The sequence below is a fragment of the Streptococcus sp. FSL R7-0212 genome, assembly GCF_038007985.1.
GTDB lineage: Bacteria > Bacillota > Bacilli > Lactobacillales > Streptococcaceae > Streptococcus > Streptococcus parauberis.
The window spans coordinates 1,552,376-1,573,364 of sequence record NZ_JBBOYF010000001.1; the positions used below are offsets into that span (position 1 = coordinate 1,552,376).

Genomic DNA, 20,989 nt, shown 5'->3' on the forward strand with positions numbered 1-20,989 from the left:
AAAGATTTCTCTTTCATTCTACTGTCTAATTTTTTATTTTTTTGAGTTTGAAAAGACTGATACTCCAAAAATATGGCTGTAACGTTTTCCAGCAAAGAACATAAGTGCTGCTGAAGCAAAACCACAAACTGATACAAAGAGCATAATGAGATCAGCTCTGTTAGCAGCAATTAATTTTGAAGCTAACATTGGAACAATGTATGAACCTAATGCCATAACAAAATAGTAAATACTTGTGTTACGACCTTTATTTTTATCAAAGAATTGGTTTAATACAGCGTTACCCATTTGGAGAAGACCACCAGCTGCGAAGAAACCAATGACGATGCCGGCAATTGTTAAAGTTGCTGCTGTTGGTACAAAGTAAACGAGTAATCCTGCAAGACCTGCAAAGATAGGACTAATAACAAGCAAGGCAATGTCACGAATACCACGCGCCATCATAATTGAGAAAACAATTGTTGCAATCAAACCACCTAATTGGTAGTAAGAAGTAACGGATGCTGCGCTTGTTTCGGACATATGAATGACATTTTGTGCATATAATTTAGAAGCTTGTTGGAATAAGTAGAATGTAGAATAGATTGTGAAGGCAAAGGCTGAAAGGATAACACCGTCAACTGCAAAGTTTGCTGTACGACGACCTGTGACAGTCTTTTCTTCAGTTGTAGTTGGCACAACACTTTGACGTGATTCTAAGATTTTAATTGCTTCACGCGCTGAAACCTTTTCTTCTTTACGAATATCATTATCTGGGAAACGAGCGATTAAAACACCTGCTAAAACAATAATACTGAGAATGAAGGGAACCATAATCCCAATTTCAATTGCCATTTTATGACTAACTAAGAATGCTACTAAAAGTGGGTATAACATTGATGAAATTGAAATGAAAGCTTTACTGAAAATTGAAGCTGTTGATTTATTTTCAGGGTACATTTCGAACAAAGCTGGATTAATCGCACCATCATAGAGTGATGTCATTGCTCCACCGATAAAGGCTAAGATATTGGCCATCCAGAGGTTGTTAGCAACCAAGAAGGAACCAAACATGATCACAAAGCCGATAAGACCAATAACGATAAGCGGTTTACGACCTACTTTATCTGATAGAGAACCAGAGAAAGTTAAAAAGGAAATTTTTCCTAAACCAGTCCATGCGATAACCGCAAAGACAGCTGCTGCTTCAACGCCCCATTTGTTGGCGAAGAAATCTGCATTTTGCGAAATAATAATAGCTTGAATCCCATGACAAAAGTAAGTCATCCATAAAAGGATTGCTGTAAAGTTGTATTTATTGTTTTTAAACATCTTTTCTCCCTTGCTAGCCTGACAAAGCTGGCTAATCCTTATTACTTATTAGCCTTGATACGTTCTAAGTAAGCATTATGCTCTTTTTCAGCATACTCACGACGACCGCCAGGTTTTGGTGTTTGGTCACCCATCATAATACCGAAACCACCTTCTACACGTAACTCATGACCATTAGTATAGTCTGAACGATCACTTGCCAAATACATAACAGCATTAGCAATATCCATTGTGTTACCGATCCGTTTATTAGCTGTTAAAGCTTTACGACCTTTTTCTACTTCAGGATCAGCATAAAATGCTTCAGATAAAGGTGTTTTAACAAAACATGGTTGAATACAATTACTTCTGAGGCCAAATTGACCCCATTCAGCAGCCATTTGACGAGACATCATGTTAACACCGGCTTTTGTTGAACTATATGCTGCTGAATATGTTTCTGGGAATACAGAGGCAATTGTTGAAACATGAATCATGTTTCCATGTCCTTGCTTAATCATTTGACGTCCAAAACGTTGAGATACTAAGAAATAACCTGTTAAGTTAATATCAACTGTTTGACGCCATTCTTCAAGTGGTAAATCCTCAAGCGGACAAGCACGAAGCATAGCAGCTGTGTTTACTAAAATATCAACTTGACCAAAAGTTTCAACTGTTTTAGCAACCGCATTTTCAACTGCTTCTTCTGAAGTTGAATTTGTCACAATAGCTAATGTTTCTACGCCATATTGACTTTTAACTTCCTCTGCATAAGCCTTCAATTCATCTTCTTTAATATCAAGTAAGACAACTTTAACATGTTGTTTTGCAAATTCTTGGACAATAGTTTTACCCATTCCTCCAACAGCTCCTGTTACAACTGCGACTTTTCCGTCCAAACCTAACCATTGCTCTGTCATAATTTCTCCTTTTTCTATTATACCCTATAAAAATAATTTAATCTAATTGTTCTGGCCAAGCTTCACTCAAAACTTTAACAGTGTTATCATAAGTAAACTGACTAGCATAGTCTAAGCCCTGTTCCAAAATGTTATCCGAAATAACTTCAACACCAATGACTTTTGGATTAATTCCTGCTTCCTTAATCATCTCAACAAAGCCTTTAGTGTCTTTAGCTCCCGTTCCTGGTGCAAGACGGTCATGCATTGATTCATCACGGAGAATAGCTGGTGCATAAGCACGTTCATAAGCATCATTGATTTGAATCGAAATGACTTTAGCAGCTTGTTCCTTAGTCAACTGACGATAAGGTTGGTCTGCACGAACCCAGTGCCAAGTGTCAAGAATTAGCATTGCGTTCTCACAGCCAGAGGCTTCAACAACTGCATAAGCTTTATCAAAATCAGGTAAACCACTGTAAGGCATTGGTTCTACACCGATGATTAAATTACCAGCACGGCCACAAAGTTCTTTCAACTTTTGAGCAGTGTATTCAATAGAATAATTTTCCATTAAGCCACAATTGATATGACCCACTTCAAACAAACGACACATATGGAAACACATTTGTTCCTTATATTTTTGCTCGTAAGAACGTTTTTCTTCTGCCCATTGAACAATGTATTCAACTTCTGTTACTTTGATATCATATTTTGCTAGGATATCTAAAATAGCTTGGTCAGTTAAACCTTCATTTAAAGCATCTACGTAAGTTTCTGAACGAAGTCCAATTCCTTCATAACCTGCTTCTTTAGCCGCTTTAACACGATCCTCAAATAGGCAAGTGTCCCCTAAAGTCCAAGAACTAATAGTGATTGGTGATGTTGTTGACATGCTAAGTCCCCCTTGAAAGTTTGTTAAAAAGTTAACATTCATTTACAAATTCATTATAAGTTAAAAAAATCACAAAAACAAATTGATTTTTGTACGGGTTTTCATAGAAAAAATTTATATGTTGTGATAAGATAAATTTAGGATCATGAGGGGGATTTAGAATGAATCTACAGCATTTAAGGTATTTTATTACGTTAGCTAATTTAGAACACTATACAAAAGCAGCTAGACAATTACATATCACGCAACCAACACTTAGTCATGCTATTTCAATTATTGAAAGTGAATTAGGAGTGATTTTATTTGAGAAAAAAGGGCGAAACATCAGTTTAACAGAAAATGGTAAAGCTTTTGCCAAAAATATCCAAGAAGCTTTAAATTTAATTGATGATAGTGTTGCTACCTTACAAGCACAAACAATCAAATCATTTAATATCAATATTGCATTACTTAGGGTATTAAGTCATCGGGTGATTCCTAATTTAACACGGCAGTTCTTAACAGATAATCCTAACTCACCAGCTAATTTCATCTTCTATAATGATAGCGGGATGACTGAAGATTTATTAAGAGGCTTAATTGATGGTCGTTATGATTTAGCATTTTGTTCTAAAATTGGATTAAACCCACAAATAACTTATATACCAATTGCTGTTCAGGATATGGTAATTGTAGTTCCTAAAAATCACCAATTAGCTCAAAAAGAACATGTTTCTATCGCAGATACATTAGCCTATCCACAAATTTGGTTTTCAAAAAAGAGTGGTGTCCGACCAGTTGTTGAAAAATTATATCAAGACCAAATGGATCAGGTGAAAATTCAATTTGAAATTGAAGAAGATGAGACAATTGCTGGTTTGGTTGCACAAAACTTTGGTATTGCTATCCTACCCAAATTAGATTTTTTAAAAACATTAGACGTCGAAATAATTGAATTAGATGAACTAAAAAAATCACGCTACTATTATATGGCCTATTTAAACAATATCTCCCAACCCCCAGCAATCAAAGCCTTTATCAATTATGTCACCAACCAATATCAAATCGAACAAATGTCAAAATAAAATCCAAACAGTGAAGTGCACCCCAAAAGTTAGACAAACAATCTAACGAATAGGGTGGAAAGGTTATAATAAACTAGACACAAAGTTAAGAGAAATCGTGGAAAGGTTTATTATGGCAAGAAGAAAATTCGATAAACAATTTAAAAATTCTGCAGTAAAACTCATTCTTGAAGAGGGTTACTCTGTTAAAGAAGTCAGCCAAGAGCTTGAGGTTCATGCCAATAGTCTTTATCGCTGGGTTCAAGAAGTTGAAGAATATGGAGAAAGTGCTTTTCCAGAGAAAATATATCTGGGAACCATTTTACATAGCGACCAAGCTTGGCAGTACCAACATGCGTTTTATCATAAGTTTCTTGAAGACCATGGTATGAAACCCTCAATGTCTCGTAAAGGCAATAGCTTAGATAATGGCATGATGGAATCTTTCTACTGAAAAAAGCTATTTCAGAATATATCAACTACTACAATACTAAACGAATCAAACTAACATTAAAAGGACTGAGTCCTGTACAATACAGAACTCAATCCTTGGAAAGTCAACGAAAAACTAGACACGGAGTTAAGAGAATTTAAGAATTATATTTTTCAAAGTCTTTTGGAGACTTGTAATCAAGACCTGAATGCATCCTTTTTGTATTGTAATAGGTCTCAATGTATTTAAATATTTCTTGAGTAGCCTCAGCTCTTGTCTCAAAATGAGCATCATTAATAAGCTCCCTCTTTAGCGTCTTATAAAAAGACTCCATCATTGCATTGTCATAGGGATTTCCTTTACGACTCATGCTAGATTGAGCACCGACTTGACGAAGAGTAGATTGATAACGAGAGCTTGTATATTGACTCCCTTGATCAGTATGGACAATCAAGCCAGGCTGAGGATGTTCTTTCCCACAAGCTTGTAATAAGCAATCCCTCACCAGTTTATCTTGCATCCGTGAAGACATTGACCAGCCTACAATCTTACGTGAAAAAACGTCGATATTCACGGCTAAGTATAAGGTGCCTTCTTTGGTAGGGATATAGGTCATGTCTCCCAGCCATACTTTATTAGGAGCTGTTGCTTTAAAGATCTGATTAATTAAATTGGGTCTTGAAAGCGAAGCTCCTTTTCTGTTGTAATGTTTATATTTATAACGGCTTCCCTTGGCATAAAGTCCCATCAAGTGCATCAGTTTCCCAACACGTTTCGTGTTGGTCATAATACCAGTATTATGAAGTACCTTGGTAATTCTAACCGCACCATAGCGTCCCTTATGCTCATGAAAGACAGCTTTTATCTTCTCTGAGAGAATTTCTCTCTCCACTTGTTGTTTTGAAGGACGACGATGCATGTATTCATAGAAACCTGAGCGAGAAACCTTAAGAACTTTTACTGCATGCTTAATTTTTATCTTCCCATGATGTTTCAAGAGAAATTCAAAACGTTTTACTTGCTTCGCTTCAAGAAGACCCGGAACTTTTTTAGAAGTTCAAGTTCCTCCTGAAGATAACGATTTTCTTTCTCTAACAATTTAATCTTATGTTGGGCATCAGCTAGGGCTGTCCCATTGCCTGGAAAAGCACTTTCTCCATATTCTTCAACTTCTTGAACCCAGCGATAAAGACTATTGGCATGAACCTCAAGCTCTTGGCTGACTTCTTTAACAGAGTAACCCTCTTCAAGAATGAGTTTTACTGCAGAATTTTTAAATTGTTTATCGAATTTTCTTCTTGCCATAATAAACCTTTCCACGATTTCTCTTAACTTTGTGTCTAGTTTATTATAACCTTTCCACCTTATCTTAAATATACTGTCTAACTTTTAGGGATCACTTCATATCTTAGCTCTTTTAGTTTCGTTTTAAGGCACCATTGATGGTTTTGGCTAGAATTTCATAGCCTTTTTCTCCAAAATGCAAGCCATCATCTTTGATGCCAACGAGAATGTCTTCAAGTGATACTTCAGGTGTTGCAGCATCACGGAAAGCTTGATTCAAATCTAAAACACAACAGTCTTTTTCCTGACAAACTTTAGTAATCAGCTGACCATATTGGACCAATCGTTGATTGGTTCTTTTTTTCTGCTTTGCTTCATCCACAGGAGGTGGCAGCAAAAAGTGAATCCGTTGTGTCACAAAGCGTGTTTCAAAGATATCAATCAATTGATTCAGATTCTTTTCAAATTCAAGGGGGCTGACATCTCTGTCTATTGATAAATCATTTGTACCGACCAACACAAACAAATACTCTGATTGAGTATCCATGATAATGTCATCATAGCGAGCTAACAAGTCGCGCGTGCTATTACCCGAAATAGCCGAATTAGTCACTTTCAATGTCGGATCTAAGTCATACAATTTAATGTTGACCATTGGGATATCGGCGTCTTCATGTCTTGCCATCAAACTATCGCCTGTCACATGTATTTTCATAGATTCTCCTTATCTTTTAGGAATGGCTACTCAGTTATTTTCAGATTCAGTGAGCAGAACTTGCCAAGGTTCAACCAAGTTTTTACTGGCTAAAAGCTCTGAAAAAGATATAATTTTTGGGGGTTGGCTGGTGTGCTGACCAATCAACTTTTCCATCCAAATCATATCAAACCAACTGTTAAACTTAAAACCAGCATTATTAAAGTGACCAACTATTTTGTATCCAAGTTTCTGATGGAAGGCTTGACTGCGATTATTTAGAAAGGGAGAAGCTTCTTTTGTCCAAGCTATACAAGCATTCAGATTCAGAAATCCCATTTGTTCCAATAAACATTCCAATTCTTGATAGAGTATTTGCCCTAAACCATGCCCTCGCGCGCTTTGATCTAAATAAATGGTTACCTCTACAGACCAGGCATAGGCTTGACGCTCATGAAAGGCTGAAGCATAGGCATAGCCAATTAGGACGCCATCTTTTTCAAGGACTAAATAAGGGTAAGCAGACTGAATAGCCTTGATTCTTTTTGTAAACTCTACTAAAGAAGGCAATTCATATTCAAAACTGATAGCTGTTTCTTCTACGTAAGGTTGATAAATGGCAAGTAAGGCTTTTGCATCTTCTAGCCTTACTTGCCTAATGAGAACAGTCAAAGAGTCACTTCCTTTCGCTAAACAGAGTTAATTATTTCATAAATACTTGTAAACCTAATCATAACATTTTTGTTAGGATTAGGTTTATAAAAAACGTCTAGCATAGAAAACATCGTTATTGTGTTTGATAGGATAAGCCGCCTTGACTAATTACTAATTCTCCTGAAAGAACATTTAACTGTTTATCACCAACAAATTGAGCAGCATCCCTAATATAGGTTTTAAAATGCTCTGTCTCAATATGGGACAAGTAAGCCTTCTCATCTTGATAAATTTCAAAGAAATACCATTGATTCAACTGTGACTGATCACGCGCCGCAAAGAGGGAAATAACACCTTCTTCAACTTGAACAGCCTTTTCCATTTCAATAGCAACAATATCTCGAAACTGACAAGCATCCTCTTTTTTTACAGTAATTTTTGCTAATCGAATTGAATATTCATTTGCAGTGTCAATTGCTTTTTTACCTTCTTTTTCAAAGAGTAACTCAGCTTGTAAACTAATCACTTGACGCTCACGAACAGACTGTCCTGCATAACTTACAAATGCTTGAAAGTGCTCAGAGCTGACATGTTTTTCATAGGCTGCTTGGTCTTGATAAATTTCATAAACCAATTTCCTACCCTTTTGACCAGGTAAATGACAAGTCGCCATAAATAGTGTGCCTTCTTCTTTTTCCAAAGAAGCTAGCAAATTTTCTCGTCCGACTGCTGAAAATTGGTACTGACTTGTCGGATCAATGCTCAGGTTAAATAATCTGATGATTGGTGCTTGGCTCAGTTGATTCATCAATACTCTCCTCTTATTAACTGCAGCAAATTAGCTTGGAAGATGCCATCTTTGGCCTCCTCTGTGAGTGGTAGCTCCTCAATAGCTTGGATGATCTCCACTGTTGCACCTGCTGGAGCAATTCCTAAAGGGGCATCCGTTCCAAAAAGGACATGATCAAAGCCAAAATAGTCGACAGCTAGCTCTAATGCTTTGGGGTTGCCAAGAAGAGCGGTATCAACATAGAATTTCCGGAAATCTTCGGCTAGCTTTTCTGGAAGGATATGGTTGATGCGCTCCGCAAAGTAGGGGGCCATAGCTCCGGCATGATGGACGATGATTTTAAGATTGGGAAATTCTTGAAAATAACGAGCTTGGACCACTTGGAGCATGGCTTGCGTTTGCTCATATTCCCAAGAGAAAATGATATTGTTATCTGGCTTGCGCGTGTCAAAGACCGGATGAAGCCAAATGGGAATGTCTAAATCTGCACAAATTTGAAAGATTGGTTTAAAATCTGGATGAGCAAGAGATTGTCCCAGATGTCGGGTGAAAAGTTGAATCCCAAAAATAAGTGGATTCGTTGCCACTTCTTCTTTAATGAGCTTAACTGATTCCGAGACATTGTTAAGAGCAAGCATGGCAACTGCACCAGCATAAATATCTTGATTCTCTTTGACTAAATTTACCAACTCAATGTTTGCTGATTGAACAAGTTCAATAGCTTTGTCAGGGTCAAGATAGTCCTCGGGATTGGTATTCACATAAGATAGAATTTGTTTAACGCCAGCATTTTGAGCTTGACGTCGTGCTTCCATATCCGTTAAGAGGGGATGATTAATAAATGGCATTTGTTCTGGTATAGCTGGTGCCACTTCCAAAATTTTTGCTTTAAATTTGGGTAATAAGACATGGGCAAAACAATCAATCTTTTCCATCTTAAGTCTCTTTTCTCATTTTCTCCATTATAGCAAAAAAAAGAAGTTAAGGGTTTCCCTAACTTCTTTTGTGTCTCTTTTCAATTAAGAGATTGCTTAATTTTCTTTACGACGTTATTAACACAGAAGAAATACCTATACAGGCGATTTCTAAATGTTGTGAAAACTCAAACATTTATATAATAATATTATCGTTTTGTAATATCGCCGATTGTAAAATTAAGCTAGACAAATAAAAAAGTCATTTGTGCTACACTCAAGATAGTTCCCGCAAAAGAATTATAAGGAGTGAAGACAAATGACCTATACCCATCTTACATCAAATGAACTTGCAATGATAGAGGCGTATTATAATAATCATCAATCTGTAGCCAAAACCGCAGTACTACTGAATAGATCTAGACAAACGATTCATAAAGTTTACCAATTTTTCAAAACAGGGCACAATGCTCTAGATTATTTCAATCAATACAAGAAGAATAAAACTCGCTGTGGCAGACGTCCTATTGTCTTATCAGATGAACAAACAGAATATATTCAAAAGAGGGTTGTTCAAGGTTGGACACCTGATGTGATTGTTGGCCGTGCAGAGTTTTCTATTTCTTGTTCTATGCGTACACTTTATCGTATGTTTAAACAAGGCGTATTTGAAGTGACTCACCTACCTATGAAAGGAAAACGTAAAGCCAACGGACACAAAGAAACTCGGGGAAAACAATCTTTTCGTCGATCACTTCGTGACAGAGGAAATGATTATTCTAAATTCAATCAAGAATTTGGCCACCTTGAAGGGGATACTATTGTGGGTAAAAAGCACAAAAGTGCTGTTATTACCCTCGTTGAGCGATTATCTAAAGTAATCATCACTCTTCAGCCAGAAGGCAGACGAGCTATAGATATTGAAAATCGTTTGAACCAATGGATGCAATCTGTACCTAAGCATCTATTCAAATCAATGACTTTTGATTGTGGAAAGGAATTTTCAAATTGGAAATCAATCAGTAATATAAATGATATTGATATCTATTTTGCAGATCCTGGTACACCATCACAAAGAGGGTTAAATGAAAACTCTAATGGTTTATTACGTAAAGATGGTTTACCAAAGCAAATGGATTTCAACGAAGTTGATGAATCTTTTATCCAATCTATTGCATCGAAAAGAAATAATATCCCTCGAAAATCATTAAACTATAAAACACCAATAGAAGTATTCTTGAGTCACATATGCAAAGAGGAATTGTCTAACTTAATTTGACAATTAATATATTAATAATTATGTAAACAACTTTCCTAGACTGTTACAATAGGTTTTTTTGGTAATTTTAAGAAAAAGCCATTTTTGATAAAATAGCTTTCTGTTTTTCATGAACTTTATTTTTTTGTTAATTTAACTACTGCTTCTGTTCTGGCTGTATGAGGAAACATATCGACTGATTGAATATACTCAACCTTGTAAACTTTTGTTAAAGAAACTAAATCTCTAGCTAATGTTGATGTATTACAAGAGACATAAACCATCTTTTCTGGCTGATAAGTAATAATTGTTTGCAATAGTTTATCATCTAAACCAGTTCTTGGAGGGTCTACTATTATAGCATCAGCTCGGTAACCTGACTGATACCATTTAGGGATTATTTCCTCAGCTTTTCCTGTTTCATACAAGGTATTAATAATAGCCAAATCTTGTGCATTTTGTTTGGCGTCAGCGATGGCCTCAGGTACGATATCCATTCCTCTGATGCTAGCAACTTGATTAGCAAAAGCAAAGCCAATTGTCCCAACTCCACAATAAGCATCAATAATATGGTCGGTTGCTGTTACTTGTAGAGCATTTTTTACTTCTTGATAAAGAACTTGTGTCTGCTTGGGATTGAGCTGATAAAATGCTCGTGGGGATAAGCTAAATTGATAGTCTAAGACTTCTTCCTCAATTTTATCTTCTCCCCAAATAATCTCTGTTGACTCCCCGTAGATATCGCTTGATTTTGATTTGTTATGGTTAAGTGCAATTGTCATAATTTGAGGATGCTCCTTAACCAAATCATTAATAAAGTCAGTTAATCTTAAAGCTTTACTAGTAATCAGAATGACTTGTATTTTTTTGCTTGCCACAGCTTTGCGAATCATCACTGTTCGTAAGCCATCAATTTTTCGCTCATTAAAAATAGGAAGTTTGTGCTTGTCTAATAATTTTACAATACTATTAATCACAAGTTGAGTATCTTTATCTTGAACTAAACAATTTTCAATCGTGACTAAGTGATGGCTATTCTCAGCAAATAAGCCAGCTCGAATTTTTCCGCCAAATTGTCTGGTTTGAAATTGCAGTTTGGCTCGATAATGCCAAGGTTCATCCATACCAAGTGTTTCACGGATTGGATAACTTTCATAACCTTCAGGTTTAAATTTTTTCAAGGCTTGTCGGATGACATCAGTCTTGAACACGAGCTGCTTTGGATAAGCCAAATGCATAATTTGACACCCGCCACACTCCTTATAGATGGGACATCTTGGCTCTACACGATCTTTTGAGACTTTATTTATGGTTAATAGCTTTGCTTCGACAAAATTTCGTTTGACAGAGGTTATTTGACAAAAAATATCCTCTCCTTTTAATGCACCAGGTACGAATACTAAGGTTTTTTTATAAAAACCAATACCTTCACCATTAATTCCTATTCGTTTAATTTTTAATGGAATTTTTTGTCGTTCTTTAAGATAGTTCATACTGCCCCCGTTACTTTGTTTCTACTCTTATAATACCCAAGCTTTAATTTGGAAATAATTATCATCTCAAAGCTGTCACCATCTATTTTACCATTTATTTGGTATAATGATTAGTATGAAAATCAGTAAAATTGAAAAGAAAAAACGTTTATACTTAGTTGAGATGGATGACTCTGAGAAATTGTATGTTACAGAAGATACGATTGTTCGCTTTATGCTCAGTAAAGGGATGACCATCACTGCTGACCAATTAAGACAAATCCAAGAATTCGCTCACTATTCACACGGAAAGAACTTAGCGCTATATCATATTTCATTCCAAGTGAGAACAAAAAATGAAGTCAAAAAATATCTCGAAAAACATGAGATTGATTCTGCTACTATTGAACAAGTTATAACAGATTTAGAGAAAGATAAGTGGTTGGATGACCGTAAATATGTTGAGTCTTATGTCCGACAAAATGAATTAAATGGTGATAAAGGACCAATGATTCTGAAACAAAAATTAATGCAAAAAGGAATCTCCTCCCATTATATCGAACAAGAACTACAGAATAATGACTTTACTGAAATTGCCGATAAAGTTGCTAATAAAATAATTAAAAAATTTCAAGGTAAACTACCTCCTAAAGCACTTCAAGATAAGCTAACCCAGCAAATGGTTTCCAAAGGCTTTTCATTCGACCAAATCAAATCTGTTAAAGCAACTTTTGATTTCAATGAATATGATGATAATACTGATGACTTATTGGGAAAAGAATTAGAAAAAGCCTATCGTAAATATTCACGAAAATATGATGGTTATGATCTGAAACAAAGACTTTTCCAAGCTTTATATCGAAAAGGTTTTGACAGTGACGATATAAGTAGAGAATTACGAGAATACTTATAAGTCACTCAAATTGAGTGATTTTATATTACTTTTATGATAAAATAAATCTGATAAGTTTAATTGTAGAAAGTTGGTTGGGCATGAAGTTACCTAAAGAAGGCGACTTTATTACAATTCAAAGTTATAAGCATGATGGTAGGTTGCACCGAACTTGGCGTGATACTATGGTACTAAAAACAACTGAAAATGCTCTTATCGGCGTAAATGATCATACATTAGTAACAGAAAGTGATGGTAGACGATGGGTTACAAGAGAACCAGCAATTATCTATTTTCACAAGAAGTACTGGTTTAATATTATTGCTATGATAAGAGACAATGGCATTTCTTACTACTGTAATTTAGCAAGCCCCTATGTGCTTGATGGTGAAGCCCTCAAATACATTGACTATGATTTAGATGTCAAAGTATTTGCTGATGGGGAAAAACGATTATTAGATGTTGATGAGTATGAACAACATAAAAAAGAAATGCACTATACAGAAGATATGGATTATATCCTGAAAGAAAATGTAAAAATTCTTGTTGATTGGATAAACAACGGGAAAGGACCTTTTTCTGAAGAGTATATCGCTATTTGGTACAAACGTTATCTTGAACTGAAGAATCGTTAATAGTTGTCTGGCACTCCATTGGGGTGCTTTATCACTTGAAAGGAGTAAAGATGGCATTTCAAAACACGAAAGAACGCTATGCCAGTTTCGGCATTGCTACAAGTATTCCCCCTGAAATCATTGACTCTTTTTGGGCATTTATCGACAATAACCTAAAAGGTGTTTTTAAGTTAGACAATATCCTTGTTTTTCGAATTCTCGATAATAAGAAAAAAACTGCTATTGAATACAATGATCAGAAAAACAAAGTAAGAATAGTCATTGATACACCATATACATATGACCCATTTTTGCCTAAAGTCATCTATATTGTTGATAACAATGGTACAGAAACTATATTACTAGGACATGAAATCTACTAAAAAAGGGCTTGCTTGGCTCTTTTTTAGTTTGTAGTTGAAATATCATTAGTATAATAATTTGGCACAAAAAAAGTTCTCAATAATGAGAACCATACTATAGTCCGTACGGGATTCGAACCCGTGTTACCGCCGTGAAAAGGCGGTGTCTTAACCCCTTGACCAACGGACCATAATAAATTTAATGGGCACGAGTGGACTCGAACCACCGACCTCACGCTTATCAGGCGTGCGCTCTAACCACCTGAGCTACGCGCCCAAGCTACTAGCTTGGAAAATATATTTGCATAAAGCAATGCCGGCTACATGATTTGAACACGCGACCCTCTGATTACAAATCAGATGCTCTACCAACTGAGCTAAGCCGGCTTATTATCTTTATGCGGGTTAAGGGACTTGAACCCCCACGCCGTTAAGCGCCAGATCCTAAATCTGGTGCGTCTGCCAATTCCGCCAAACCCGCTTAAGATGACCCGTACTGGGCTCGAACCAGTGACCCATTGATTAAAAGTCAATTGCTCTACCAACTGAGCTAACGAGTCTTCATTGAATCTAAATCCAATTAAAAATGAAACCAGATTAATATCGATTTCAACGGTCCCGACGGGAATCGAACCCGCGATCTTCGCCGTGACAGGGCGACGTGATAACCGCTACACTACGGGACCTTTATGGGAGTTAACGGGTTCGAACCGCTGACCCTCTGCTTGTAAGGCAGATGCTCTCCCAGCTGAGCTAAACTCCCAATGAGTATTCTTTAAGCTAAGCGACTTCCGTATCTAACAGGGGGCAACCCCCAACTACTTCAGGCGTTCTAGGGCTTAACTACTGTGTTCGGCATGGGTACAGGTGTATCTCCTAGGCTATCGTCACTTAACTTTGAGTCCACTCAAAATTGAATATCTATATTCTAACAAGTTTGACCAAAACTGTCAATAAACTATTTGTTCATACTTATCTTAGGATAAGTCCTCGAGCTATTAGTATTAGTCCGCTTCATATATCGCTATACTTCCACTTCTAACCTATCTACCTGATCATCTCTCAGGGCTCTTACTGATATAAAATCATGGGAAATCTCATCTTGAGGGGGGCTTCGCACTTAGATGCTTTCAGCGCTTATCCCTTCCCTACATAGCTACCCAGCGATGCCTTTGGCAAGACAACTGGTACACCAGCGGTAAGTCCACTCTGGTCCTCTCGTACTAGGAGCAGATCCTCTCAAATTTCCTACGCCCGCGACGGATAGGGACCGAACTGTCTCACGACGTTCTGAACCCAGCTCGCGTGCCGCTTTAATGGGCGAACAGCCCAACCCTTGGGACCGACTACAGCCCCAGGATGCGACGAGCCGACATCGAGGTGCCAAACCTCCCCGTCGATGTGAACTCTTGGGGGAGATAAGCCTGTTATCCCCAGGGTAGCTTTTATCCGTTGAGCGATGGCCCTTCCATGCGGAACCACCGGATCACTAAGCCCGACTTTCGTCCCTGCTCGAGTTGTAACTCTCGCAGTCAAGCTCCCTTATACCTTTACACTCTACGATTGATTTCCAACCAATCTGAGGGAACCTTTGGGCGCCTCCGTTACCTTTTAGGAGGCGACCGCCCCAGTCAAACTGCCCGTCAGACACTGTCTCCGATAGGGTTAACCTATCTGGGTTAGAGTAGCCATAACACAAGGGTAGTATCCCAACATTGCCTCAGACGAAACTGGCGTCCCGTCTTCAATGGCTCCTACCTATCCTGTACATGTGGTACAGATACTCAATATCAAACTGCAGTAAAGCTCCATGGGGTCTTTCCGTCCTGTCGCGGGTAACCTGCATCTTCACAGGTACTAAAATTTCACCGAGTCTCTCGTTGAGACAGTGCCCAAATCATTACGCCTTTCGTGCGGGTCGGAACTTACCCGACAAGGAATTTCGCTACCTTAGGACCGTTATAGTTACGGCCGCCGTTTACTGGGGCTTCAATTCATACCTTCGCTTACGCTAAGCACTCCTCTTAACCTTCCAGCACCGGGCAGGCGTCACCCCCTATACATCATCTTACGATTTAGCAGAGAGCTGTGTTTTTGATAAACAGTTGCTTGGGCCTATTCACTGCGGCTGACGCTAACGCCAGCACCCCTTCTCCCGAAGTTACGGGGTCATTTTGCCGAGTTCCTTAACGAGAGTTCTCTCGATCACCTGAGGCTACTCGCCTCGACTACCTGTGTCGGTTTGCGGTACGGGTAGTATGTAATTAAACGCTAGAAGCTTTTCTTGGCAGTGTGACATCACTAACTTCGCTACTTAATTTCGCTCCTCATCACAGCTCAATGTATTAGGTATAAGCATTTGACTCATACCACACCTCACTGCTTGAACGTGCTCTTCCATTCGCACGCTTTAGTTAGCCTACTGCGTCCCTCCATCACTTTACATACTAGTACAGGAATATCAACCTGTTGGCCATCGAATACACCTTTCGGTCTCTCCTTAGGTCCCGACTAACCCAGGGCGGACGAGCCTTCCCCTGGAAACCTTAGTCTTACGGTGGACAGGATTCTCACCTGTCTTTCGCTACTCATACCGGCATTCTCACTTCTATGCGTTCCAGCACTCCTCACGGTATACCTTCTTCACACATAGAACGCTCTCCTACCATTACCTCTAAAGGTAATCCACAGCTTCGGTAAATTGTTTTAGCCCCGGTACATTTTCGGCGCAGGGTCACTCGACTAGTGAGCTATTACGCACTCTTTGAATGAATAGCTGCTTCTAAGCTAACATCCTAGTTGTCTGTGCAACCCCACATCCTTTTCCACTTAACAATTATTTTGGGACCTTAGCTGGTGGTCTGGGCTGTTTCCCTTTCGACTACGGATCTTAGCACTCGCAGTCTGACTGCCGATTATATCTCGTTGGCATTCGGAGTTTATCTGAGATTGGTAATCCGGGATGGACCCCTCACCCAAACAGTGCTCTACCTCCAAGAGACTTAACATCGACGCTAGCCCTAAAGCTATTTCGGAGAGAACCAGCTATCTCCAAGTTCGTTTGGAATTTCTCCGCTACCCACAAGTCATCCAAGCACTTTTCAACGTGCCCTGGTTCGGTCCTCCAGTGAGTTTTACCTCACCTTCAACCTGCTCATGGGTAGGTCACATGGTTTCGGGTCTACAACATGATACTAAGTCGCCCTATTAAGACTCGGTTTCCCTACGGCTCCGTCTCTTCAACTTAACCTCGCATCATATCGTAACTCGCCGGTTCATTCTACAAAAGGCACGCTCTCACCCATTAACGGGCTCGAACTTGTTGTAGGCACACGGTTTCAGGTTCTATTTCACTCCCCTTCCGGGGTGCTTTTCACCTTTCCCTCACGGTACTGGTTCACTATCGGTCACTAGAGAGTATTTAGGGTTGGGAGATGGTCCTCCCAGATTCCGACGAGATTTCGCGTGTCTCGCCGTACTCAGGATACTGCTAGAGTCATTTACTATTTTAAATACGAGGCTATTACTCTCTTTGGCTTACCTTCCCAGGTAATTCTTCTATAGTATTTGATCCCACGTCGCAGTCCTACAACCCCGAGGAGTAAACTCCTCGGTTTGCCCTTCTGCCGTTTCGCTCGCCGCTACTAAGGCAATCGCGTTTGCTTTCTCTTCCTGCAGCTACTTAGATGTTTCAGTTCACTGCGTCTTCCTTCTCATGACCTTAACAGTCATGGATGACATGCATTACATGCCGGGTTCCCCCATTCGGACATCTCTGGATCAAAGCTTACTTACAGCTCCCCAAAGCATTTCGTCGTTAGTCACGTCCTTCATCGGCTTCTAGTGCCAAGGCATCCACCGTGCGCCCTTATTAACTTAACCTTATTTCCAGTCTTTCGACCTTCTTTTAATTTTTTTTAATATGTTCGCGTTTATCTTTTTTTCGGTTTATTTCTTGTTACTTTTTTCTACAATTAATTTCTTAATTGTGGAATTTGATATAGATATTCAATTTTCAATGGACTATGTTAGGATTTTTATCCTACTTATCTAGTTGAACACGAGATTAATTTCTTAAGAAATTTCGGCAAGCCGAACATCTCTTTGTATCCTAGATAATGGAGCCTAGCGGGATCGAACCGCTGACCTCCTGCGTGCAAAGCAGGCGCTCTCCCAGCTGAGCTAAGGCCCCGACTAATAAACTGGTTGTTACATTATTAGTGGTGTTTCTATCTCATTACTTTAATAAGACCTCTCAAAACTAAATAAGACTTTTCCTAACGTGCTTCCATTTCCTTAGAAAGGAGGTGATCCAGCCGCACCTTCCGATACGGCTACCTTGTTACGACTTCACCCCAATCATCTATCCCACCTTAGGCGGCTGGCTCCTATTAGGTTACCTCACCGACTTCGGGTGTTACAAACTCTCGTGGTGTGACGGGCGGTGTGTACAAGGCCCGGGAACGTATTCACCGCGGCGTGCTGATCCGCGATTACTAGCGATTCCGACTTCATGTAGGCGAGTTGCAGCCTACAATCCGAACTGAGATTGGCTTTAAGAGATTAGCTTGCCGTCACCGGCTTGCGACTCGTTGTACCAACCATTGTAGCACGTGTGTAGCCCAGGTCATAAGGGGCATGATGATTTGACGTCATCCCCACCTTCCTCCGGTTTATTACCGGCAGTCTCGCTAGAGTGCCCAACTTAATGATGGCAACTAACAATAGGGGTTGCGCTCGTTGCGGGACTTAACCCAACATCTCACGACACGAGCTGACGACAACCATGCACCACCTGTCACCTCTGTCCCGAAGGAAAGTCCTATCTCTAGGACGGTCAGAGGGATGTCAAGACCTGGTAAGGTTCTTCGCGTTGCTTCGAATTAAACCACATGCTCCACCGCTTGTGCGGGCCCCCGTCAATTCCTTTGAGTTTCAACCTTGCGGTCGTACTCCCCAGGCGGAGTGCTTAATGCGTTAGCTGCGGCACTAAGCCCCGGAAAGGGCCTAACACCTAGCACTCATCGTTTACGGCGTGGACTACCAGGGTATCTAATCCTGTTTGCTCCCCACGCTTTCGAGCCTCAGCGTCAGTTACAGACCAGAGAGCCGCTTTCGCCACCGGTGTTCCTCCATATATCTACGCATTTCACCGCTACACATGGAATTCCACTCTCCCCTTCTGCACTCAAGTTATCCAGTTTCCAAAGCGAACCATGGTTGAGCCACGGCCTTTAACTTCAGACTTAAATAACCGCCTGCGCTCGCTTTACGCCCAATAAATCCGGACAACGCTCGAGACCTACGTATTACCGCGGCTGCTGGCACGTAGTTAGCCGTCCCTTTCTGGTTAGTTACCGTCACGTAATGGATTTTCCACTCCCATTACCGTTCTTCTCTAACAACAGAGCTTTACGATCCGAAAACCTTCTTCACTCACGCGGCGTTGCTCGGTCAGGGTTGCCCCCATTGCCGAAGATTCCCTACTGCTGCCTCCCGTAGGAGTCTGGGCCGTGTCTCAGTCCCAGTGTGGCCGATCACCCTCTCAGGTCGGCTATGTATCGTGGCCTTGGTGAGCCGTTACCTCACCAACTAGCTAATACAACGCAGGTCCATCTCATAGTGAAGCAATTGCTCCTTTTAAATTTAGTACATGAGTACTTAATTGTCATGCGGTATTAGCTATCGTTTCCAATAGTTATCCCCCGCTATGAGGTAGGTTACCTACGCGTTACTCACCCGTTCGCAACTCATCTGACTAGTGCAAGCACCAGTCTTCAGCGTTCTACTTGCATGTATTAGGCACGCCGCCAGCGTTCGTCCTGAGCCAGGATCAAACTCTCATTTATATGTTAATTTGATGTTTAACTCATTCTTATCTGTCGCTGACAGATTTATTGTTTTTTTGTTACTTAATTGACAGGTAATATGCATAAACATATCACCCTGCACGTTTGGTTTTTGTCTTATTCAGTTCTCAAAGGTCTTCTTATCTCTTACGAGACAACTATTATATTCTATCAGGTCTGATAGTTGCTGTCAACAACTTTTTTAAATTTCTTTTTAATTTCTGAAATCTCTAACCAGTCGTTTTTGATAGCTTGATTAGTATAATATACTGGCATCCGTTTTGTCAATATATCTTGCTTATTTATTTCAAATAAAAGGAGTGCCCAATGAGCACCACCTTTTTTTGTTTTGATTTAATGGATTTAATTAATTAATCTTGTCTAAATTACTTCGCTTCAATTAATCCTAGATCGCCATCTTCACGCTTATATAGTACATTCGTTTCGCCGTTTTCAGCGTCTGTATAAATATAGAAGTCATGGCCGAGTAATTCCATTTGTAAACGTGCTTCTTCAATATCCATTGGTTTTAGAGTTACATTTTTTGTTCTGACTACGCGAATTTCAGGAGTTTCTTCCACCTCTTCCGCTTCAAACTCTGTTGTAAAGACTTGGCCGGTTGGCATTTTTTCACGATGTTTTTTGGCAATTTTAGTTTTGTTCTTTCTGATTTGACGTTCAATTTTATCTACCACCAAATCAATTGAGCCATACATATCTTGTGAGACATCTTCTGCTCGTAGAGTCATTGAGCCTAAAATAATTGTAACTTCTACTTTTGCCGTCTTTTCACGATATACTTTTAAGTTGACACGAGTATCTATTTCATTGTCTTCAACAAAGTACTTTTCAATTTTTGAAAGCTTTGATTCAACATAATCGCGAATTGCTTCTGTAACTTCGATGTTTTCTCCACGAATACTAAATCTAATCATAAGATACCTCTTTCCTGCGCTTTAAGCGCTTTCTTTACTTATATTATATCGTTTTCATGAAAATTTGCAAGTTTTTACCTTGCTATCGATACACTTTTTATATCATTTATACCATGCTGATGTAACAACTTTCTGATTTGTGAAATTGTTGTCCCCGTCGTATAAATATCATCAATAATTAGTATTTTTTTTGGAAGATTTTCTATATGAAGAAGTGAAAATTGATTCTCAGATTCTAGCCTTTGATGTTTGGTTTTTTCAGACTGCTTTTTTCCTTCACATTTTCGTAAGATATCTATATAAGGAATATTGACGTCTGCAAGAATTGAGGATACTTGATTAAACCCACGCGTTTCCATTCTACTCTGGCTAATTGGTACAACCAGATTTGTATAACCTTCATAATTCTTTTCAATGTATATTTTTAATTCTTTAGAAAATATACTTTTTAATAAATAGTCACCTTGAAACTTGTATTTAGAAAAATAATCTTTCATTGCTAAATTATACTTATATAGTACTTTGTGTGATACTTCTACCCCATTTTCAAACCATGATTTACAGTCACTACACATTAATTCTATACCAACTTTGCAACAGGTTGGGCAATGTTTCCTACCAATTCTTTCGAATAAGCCAGAACATGTTTCACACAGTTGGCTTTGGCGATTCACCATAAAACAGATATCCGTAAATGATAATCTTGGTCTA

Annotated in this window: 16 protein-coding genes, 8 tRNA genes, 3 rRNA genes and 1 pseudogene; 6 read left to right on the forward strand and 22 right to left on the reverse strand. The window is 38.9% G+C overall.

Annotation, left to right across the window (positions count from 1 at the left end; all coding sequences use genetic code 11):
- Positions 1 to 33: 33 nt before the first annotated feature.
- From MKY69_RS07850 to MKY69_RS07860, 3 genes are read right to left on the reverse strand one after another with little or no spacing between them, the layout of a single operon-like run.
- A complete protein-coding gene (locus MKY69_RS07850; RefSeq protein WP_003107410.1) occupies positions 34 to 1,311 on the reverse strand; it encodes an MFS transporter in 1,278 nt (425 codons plus the stop codon).
- Positions 1,312 to 1,352: 41 nt separating this feature from the next.
- Positions 1,353 to 2,210 (reverse strand): SDR family NAD(P)-dependent oxidoreductase, encoded by an 858-nt coding sequence (locus MKY69_RS07855; protein ID WP_003105209.1) that lies wholly within the window; start codon positions 2,208 to 2,210, stop codon positions 1,353 to 1,355.
- A gap of 37 nt (positions 2,211 to 2,247) precedes the next feature.
- Positions 2,248 to 3,084, reverse strand: a complete 837-nt coding sequence (locus tag MKY69_RS07860; RefSeq protein ID WP_076751590.1) for a sugar phosphate isomerase/epimerase family protein — start codon at positions 3,082 to 3,084, stop codon at positions 2,248 to 2,250.
- Between the two features lie 161 nt (positions 3,085 to 3,245).
- On the opposite strand from MKY69_RS07860, the gene MKY69_RS07865 reads away from it, so the two are divergent.
- Both MKY69_RS07865 and MKY69_RS07875 read left to right on the forward strand, forming a co-directional pair.
- Positions 3,246 to 4,148, forward strand: a complete 903-nt coding sequence (locus tag MKY69_RS07865; protein ID WP_013794192.1) for a LysR family transcriptional regulator — start codon at positions 3,246 to 3,248, stop codon at positions 4,146 to 4,148.
- 172 nt (positions 4,149 to 4,320) lie between these two features.
- Positions 4,321 to 4,721 (forward strand): annotated as a pseudogene (locus tag MKY69_RS07875) (IS3 family transposase); the annotation flags it as partial.
- Here MKY69_RS07875 and MKY69_RS07880 read toward each other — a convergent pair.
- The 5 genes from MKY69_RS07880 to MKY69_RS07900 all read right to left on the reverse strand — a co-directional run bounded on the left by MKY69_RS07880 (position 4,718) and on the right by MKY69_RS07900 (position 8,917).
- Positions 4,718 to 5,865 (reverse strand): IS3 family transposase gene (locus MKY69_RS07880; protein WP_096368445.1). Its coding sequence is split into 2 segments (ribosomal slippage): positions 4,718 to 5,613 and positions 5,613 to 5,865, totalling 1,149 coding nucleotides; the frame shifts between segments, so codons are not numbered across the junction. The pseudogene MKY69_RS07875 and the gene MKY69_RS07880 overlap by 4 nt on opposite strands.
- A 112-nt stretch (positions 5,866 to 5,977) precedes the next feature.
- Positions 5,978 to 6,559: a GDSL-type esterase/lipase family protein gene (locus tag MKY69_RS07885; protein WP_003104832.1), complete on the reverse strand. Its 582-nt coding sequence runs from the start codon at positions 6,557 to 6,559 to the stop codon at positions 5,978 to 5,980.
- A 30-nt stretch (positions 6,560 to 6,589) separates the two neighbouring features.
- Complete coding sequence (locus tag MKY69_RS07890; RefSeq protein WP_003107414.1) at positions 6,590 to 7,210, reverse strand: GNAT family N-acetyltransferase; 621 nt, start codon at positions 7,208 to 7,210, stop codon at positions 6,590 to 6,592.
- A 115-nt stretch (positions 7,211 to 7,325) separates the two neighbouring features.
- On the reverse strand, positions 7,326 to 8,000 hold the full coding sequence (locus MKY69_RS07895; RefSeq protein WP_076751591.1) for a putative quinol monooxygenase: 675 nt from the start codon (positions 7,998 to 8,000) through the stop codon (positions 7,326 to 7,328).
- Positions 8,000 to 8,917 carry an amidohydrolase family protein gene (locus tag MKY69_RS07900; RefSeq protein ID WP_003105791.1) on the reverse strand — a complete coding sequence of 306 codons (918 nt, stop codon included), beginning with the start codon at positions 8,915 to 8,917 and terminating at the stop codon, positions 8,000 to 8,002. Before MKY69_RS07900 ends, MKY69_RS07895 begins: the two co-directional genes overlap by 1 nt.
- Before the next feature lie 298 nt (positions 8,918 to 9,215).
- On the opposite strand from MKY69_RS07900, the gene MKY69_RS07905 reads away from it, so the two are divergent.
- Positions 9,216 to 10,175, forward strand: coding sequence for an IS30-like element IS1062 family transposase (locus MKY69_RS07905; protein WP_002360751.1), 960 nt, complete (start codon positions 9,216 to 9,218; stop codon positions 10,173 to 10,175).
- A gap of 116 nt (positions 10,176 to 10,291) precedes the next feature.
- Here MKY69_RS07905 and rlmD read toward each other — a convergent pair whose 3' ends face one another.
- Positions 10,292 to 11,647 carry a 23S rRNA (uracil(1939)-C(5))-methyltransferase RlmD gene (gene rlmD, locus MKY69_RS07910; protein ID WP_340791345.1) on the reverse strand — a complete coding sequence of 452 codons (1,356 nt, stop codon included), beginning with the start codon at positions 11,645 to 11,647 and terminating at the stop codon, positions 10,292 to 10,294.
- 115 nt (positions 11,648 to 11,762) lie between these two features.
- Between rlmD and recX the strand changes: the two genes are divergently transcribed.
- From recX to MKY69_RS07925, 3 genes are all read left to right on the forward strand, one after another.
- Positions 11,763 to 12,539 (forward strand): recombination regulator RecX, encoded by a 777-nt coding sequence (gene recX / locus MKY69_RS07915; RefSeq protein ID WP_340791347.1) that lies wholly within the window; start codon positions 11,763 to 11,765, stop codon positions 12,537 to 12,539.
- 80 nt (positions 12,540 to 12,619) lie between these two features.
- On the forward strand, positions 12,620 to 13,153 hold the full coding sequence (gene ntdP / locus MKY69_RS07920) for a nucleoside tri-diphosphate phosphatase (RefSeq protein ID WP_003107423.1): 534 nt from the start codon (positions 12,620 to 12,622) through the stop codon (positions 13,151 to 13,153).
- Positions 13,154 to 13,203: 50 nt separating this feature from the next.
- Entirely contained in the window at positions 13,204 to 13,515 is a 312-nt protein-coding gene (locus tag MKY69_RS07925) for a DUF960 domain-containing protein (protein WP_003108472.1), read from the forward strand.
- 97 nt (positions 13,516 to 13,612) lie between these two features.
- Here the strand turns inward: MKY69_RS07925 and MKY69_RS07930 are convergent.
- The 13 genes from MKY69_RS07930 to MKY69_RS07990 form a co-directional block, all read right to left on the reverse strand.
- Positions 13,613 to 13,684 (reverse strand) — tRNA-Glu (locus MKY69_RS07930).
- Between the two features lie 13 nt (positions 13,685 to 13,697).
- Positions 13,698 to 13,771 (reverse strand) — tRNA-Ile (locus MKY69_RS07935).
- A 37-nt stretch (positions 13,772 to 13,808) separates the two neighbouring features.
- Positions 13,809 to 13,881: transfer RNA gene (locus MKY69_RS07940), tRNA-Thr, on the reverse strand.
- Positions 13,882 to 13,893: 12 nt separating this feature from the next.
- A tRNA-Leu gene (locus tag MKY69_RS07945) sits at positions 13,894 to 13,975 on the reverse strand.
- A 6-nt stretch (positions 13,976 to 13,981) separates the two neighbouring features.
- Positions 13,982 to 14,054, reverse strand: a tRNA-Lys gene (locus MKY69_RS07950).
- 53 nt (positions 14,055 to 14,107) lie between these two features.
- A tRNA-Asp gene (locus MKY69_RS07955) sits at positions 14,108 to 14,180 on the reverse strand.
- Between the two features lie 4 nt (positions 14,181 to 14,184).
- A tRNA-Val gene (locus tag MKY69_RS07960) sits at positions 14,185 to 14,257 on the reverse strand.
- 16 nt (positions 14,258 to 14,273) lie between these two features.
- Positions 14,274 to 14,389: ribosomal RNA gene (gene rrf, locus MKY69_RS07965) — 5S ribosomal RNA — on the reverse strand.
- Between the two features lie 83 nt (positions 14,390 to 14,472).
- Positions 14,473 to 17,376 (reverse strand): 23S ribosomal RNA (locus MKY69_RS07970).
- Between the two features lie 237 nt (positions 17,377 to 17,613).
- A tRNA-Ala gene (locus tag MKY69_RS07975) sits at positions 17,614 to 17,686 on the reverse strand.
- Between the two features lie 108 nt (positions 17,687 to 17,794).
- Positions 17,795 to 19,343 (reverse strand): 16S ribosomal RNA (locus MKY69_RS07980).
- The 16S, 23S and 5S rRNA genes sit together here with 8 tRNA genes alongside, the layout of an rRNA operon.
- Before the next feature lie 386 nt (positions 19,344 to 19,729).
- Positions 19,730 to 20,278 (reverse strand): ribosome hibernation-promoting factor, HPF/YfiA family, encoded by a 549-nt coding sequence (hpf, locus tag MKY69_RS07985; RefSeq protein ID WP_003105371.1) that lies wholly within the window; start codon positions 20,276 to 20,278, stop codon positions 19,730 to 19,732.
- Between the two features lie 74 nt (positions 20,279 to 20,352).
- Entirely contained in the window at positions 20,353 to 20,955 is a 603-nt protein-coding gene (locus MKY69_RS07990) for a ComF family protein (RefSeq protein ID WP_340791352.1), read from the reverse strand.
- Between the last annotated feature and the right edge of the window lie 34 nt (positions 20,956 to 20,989).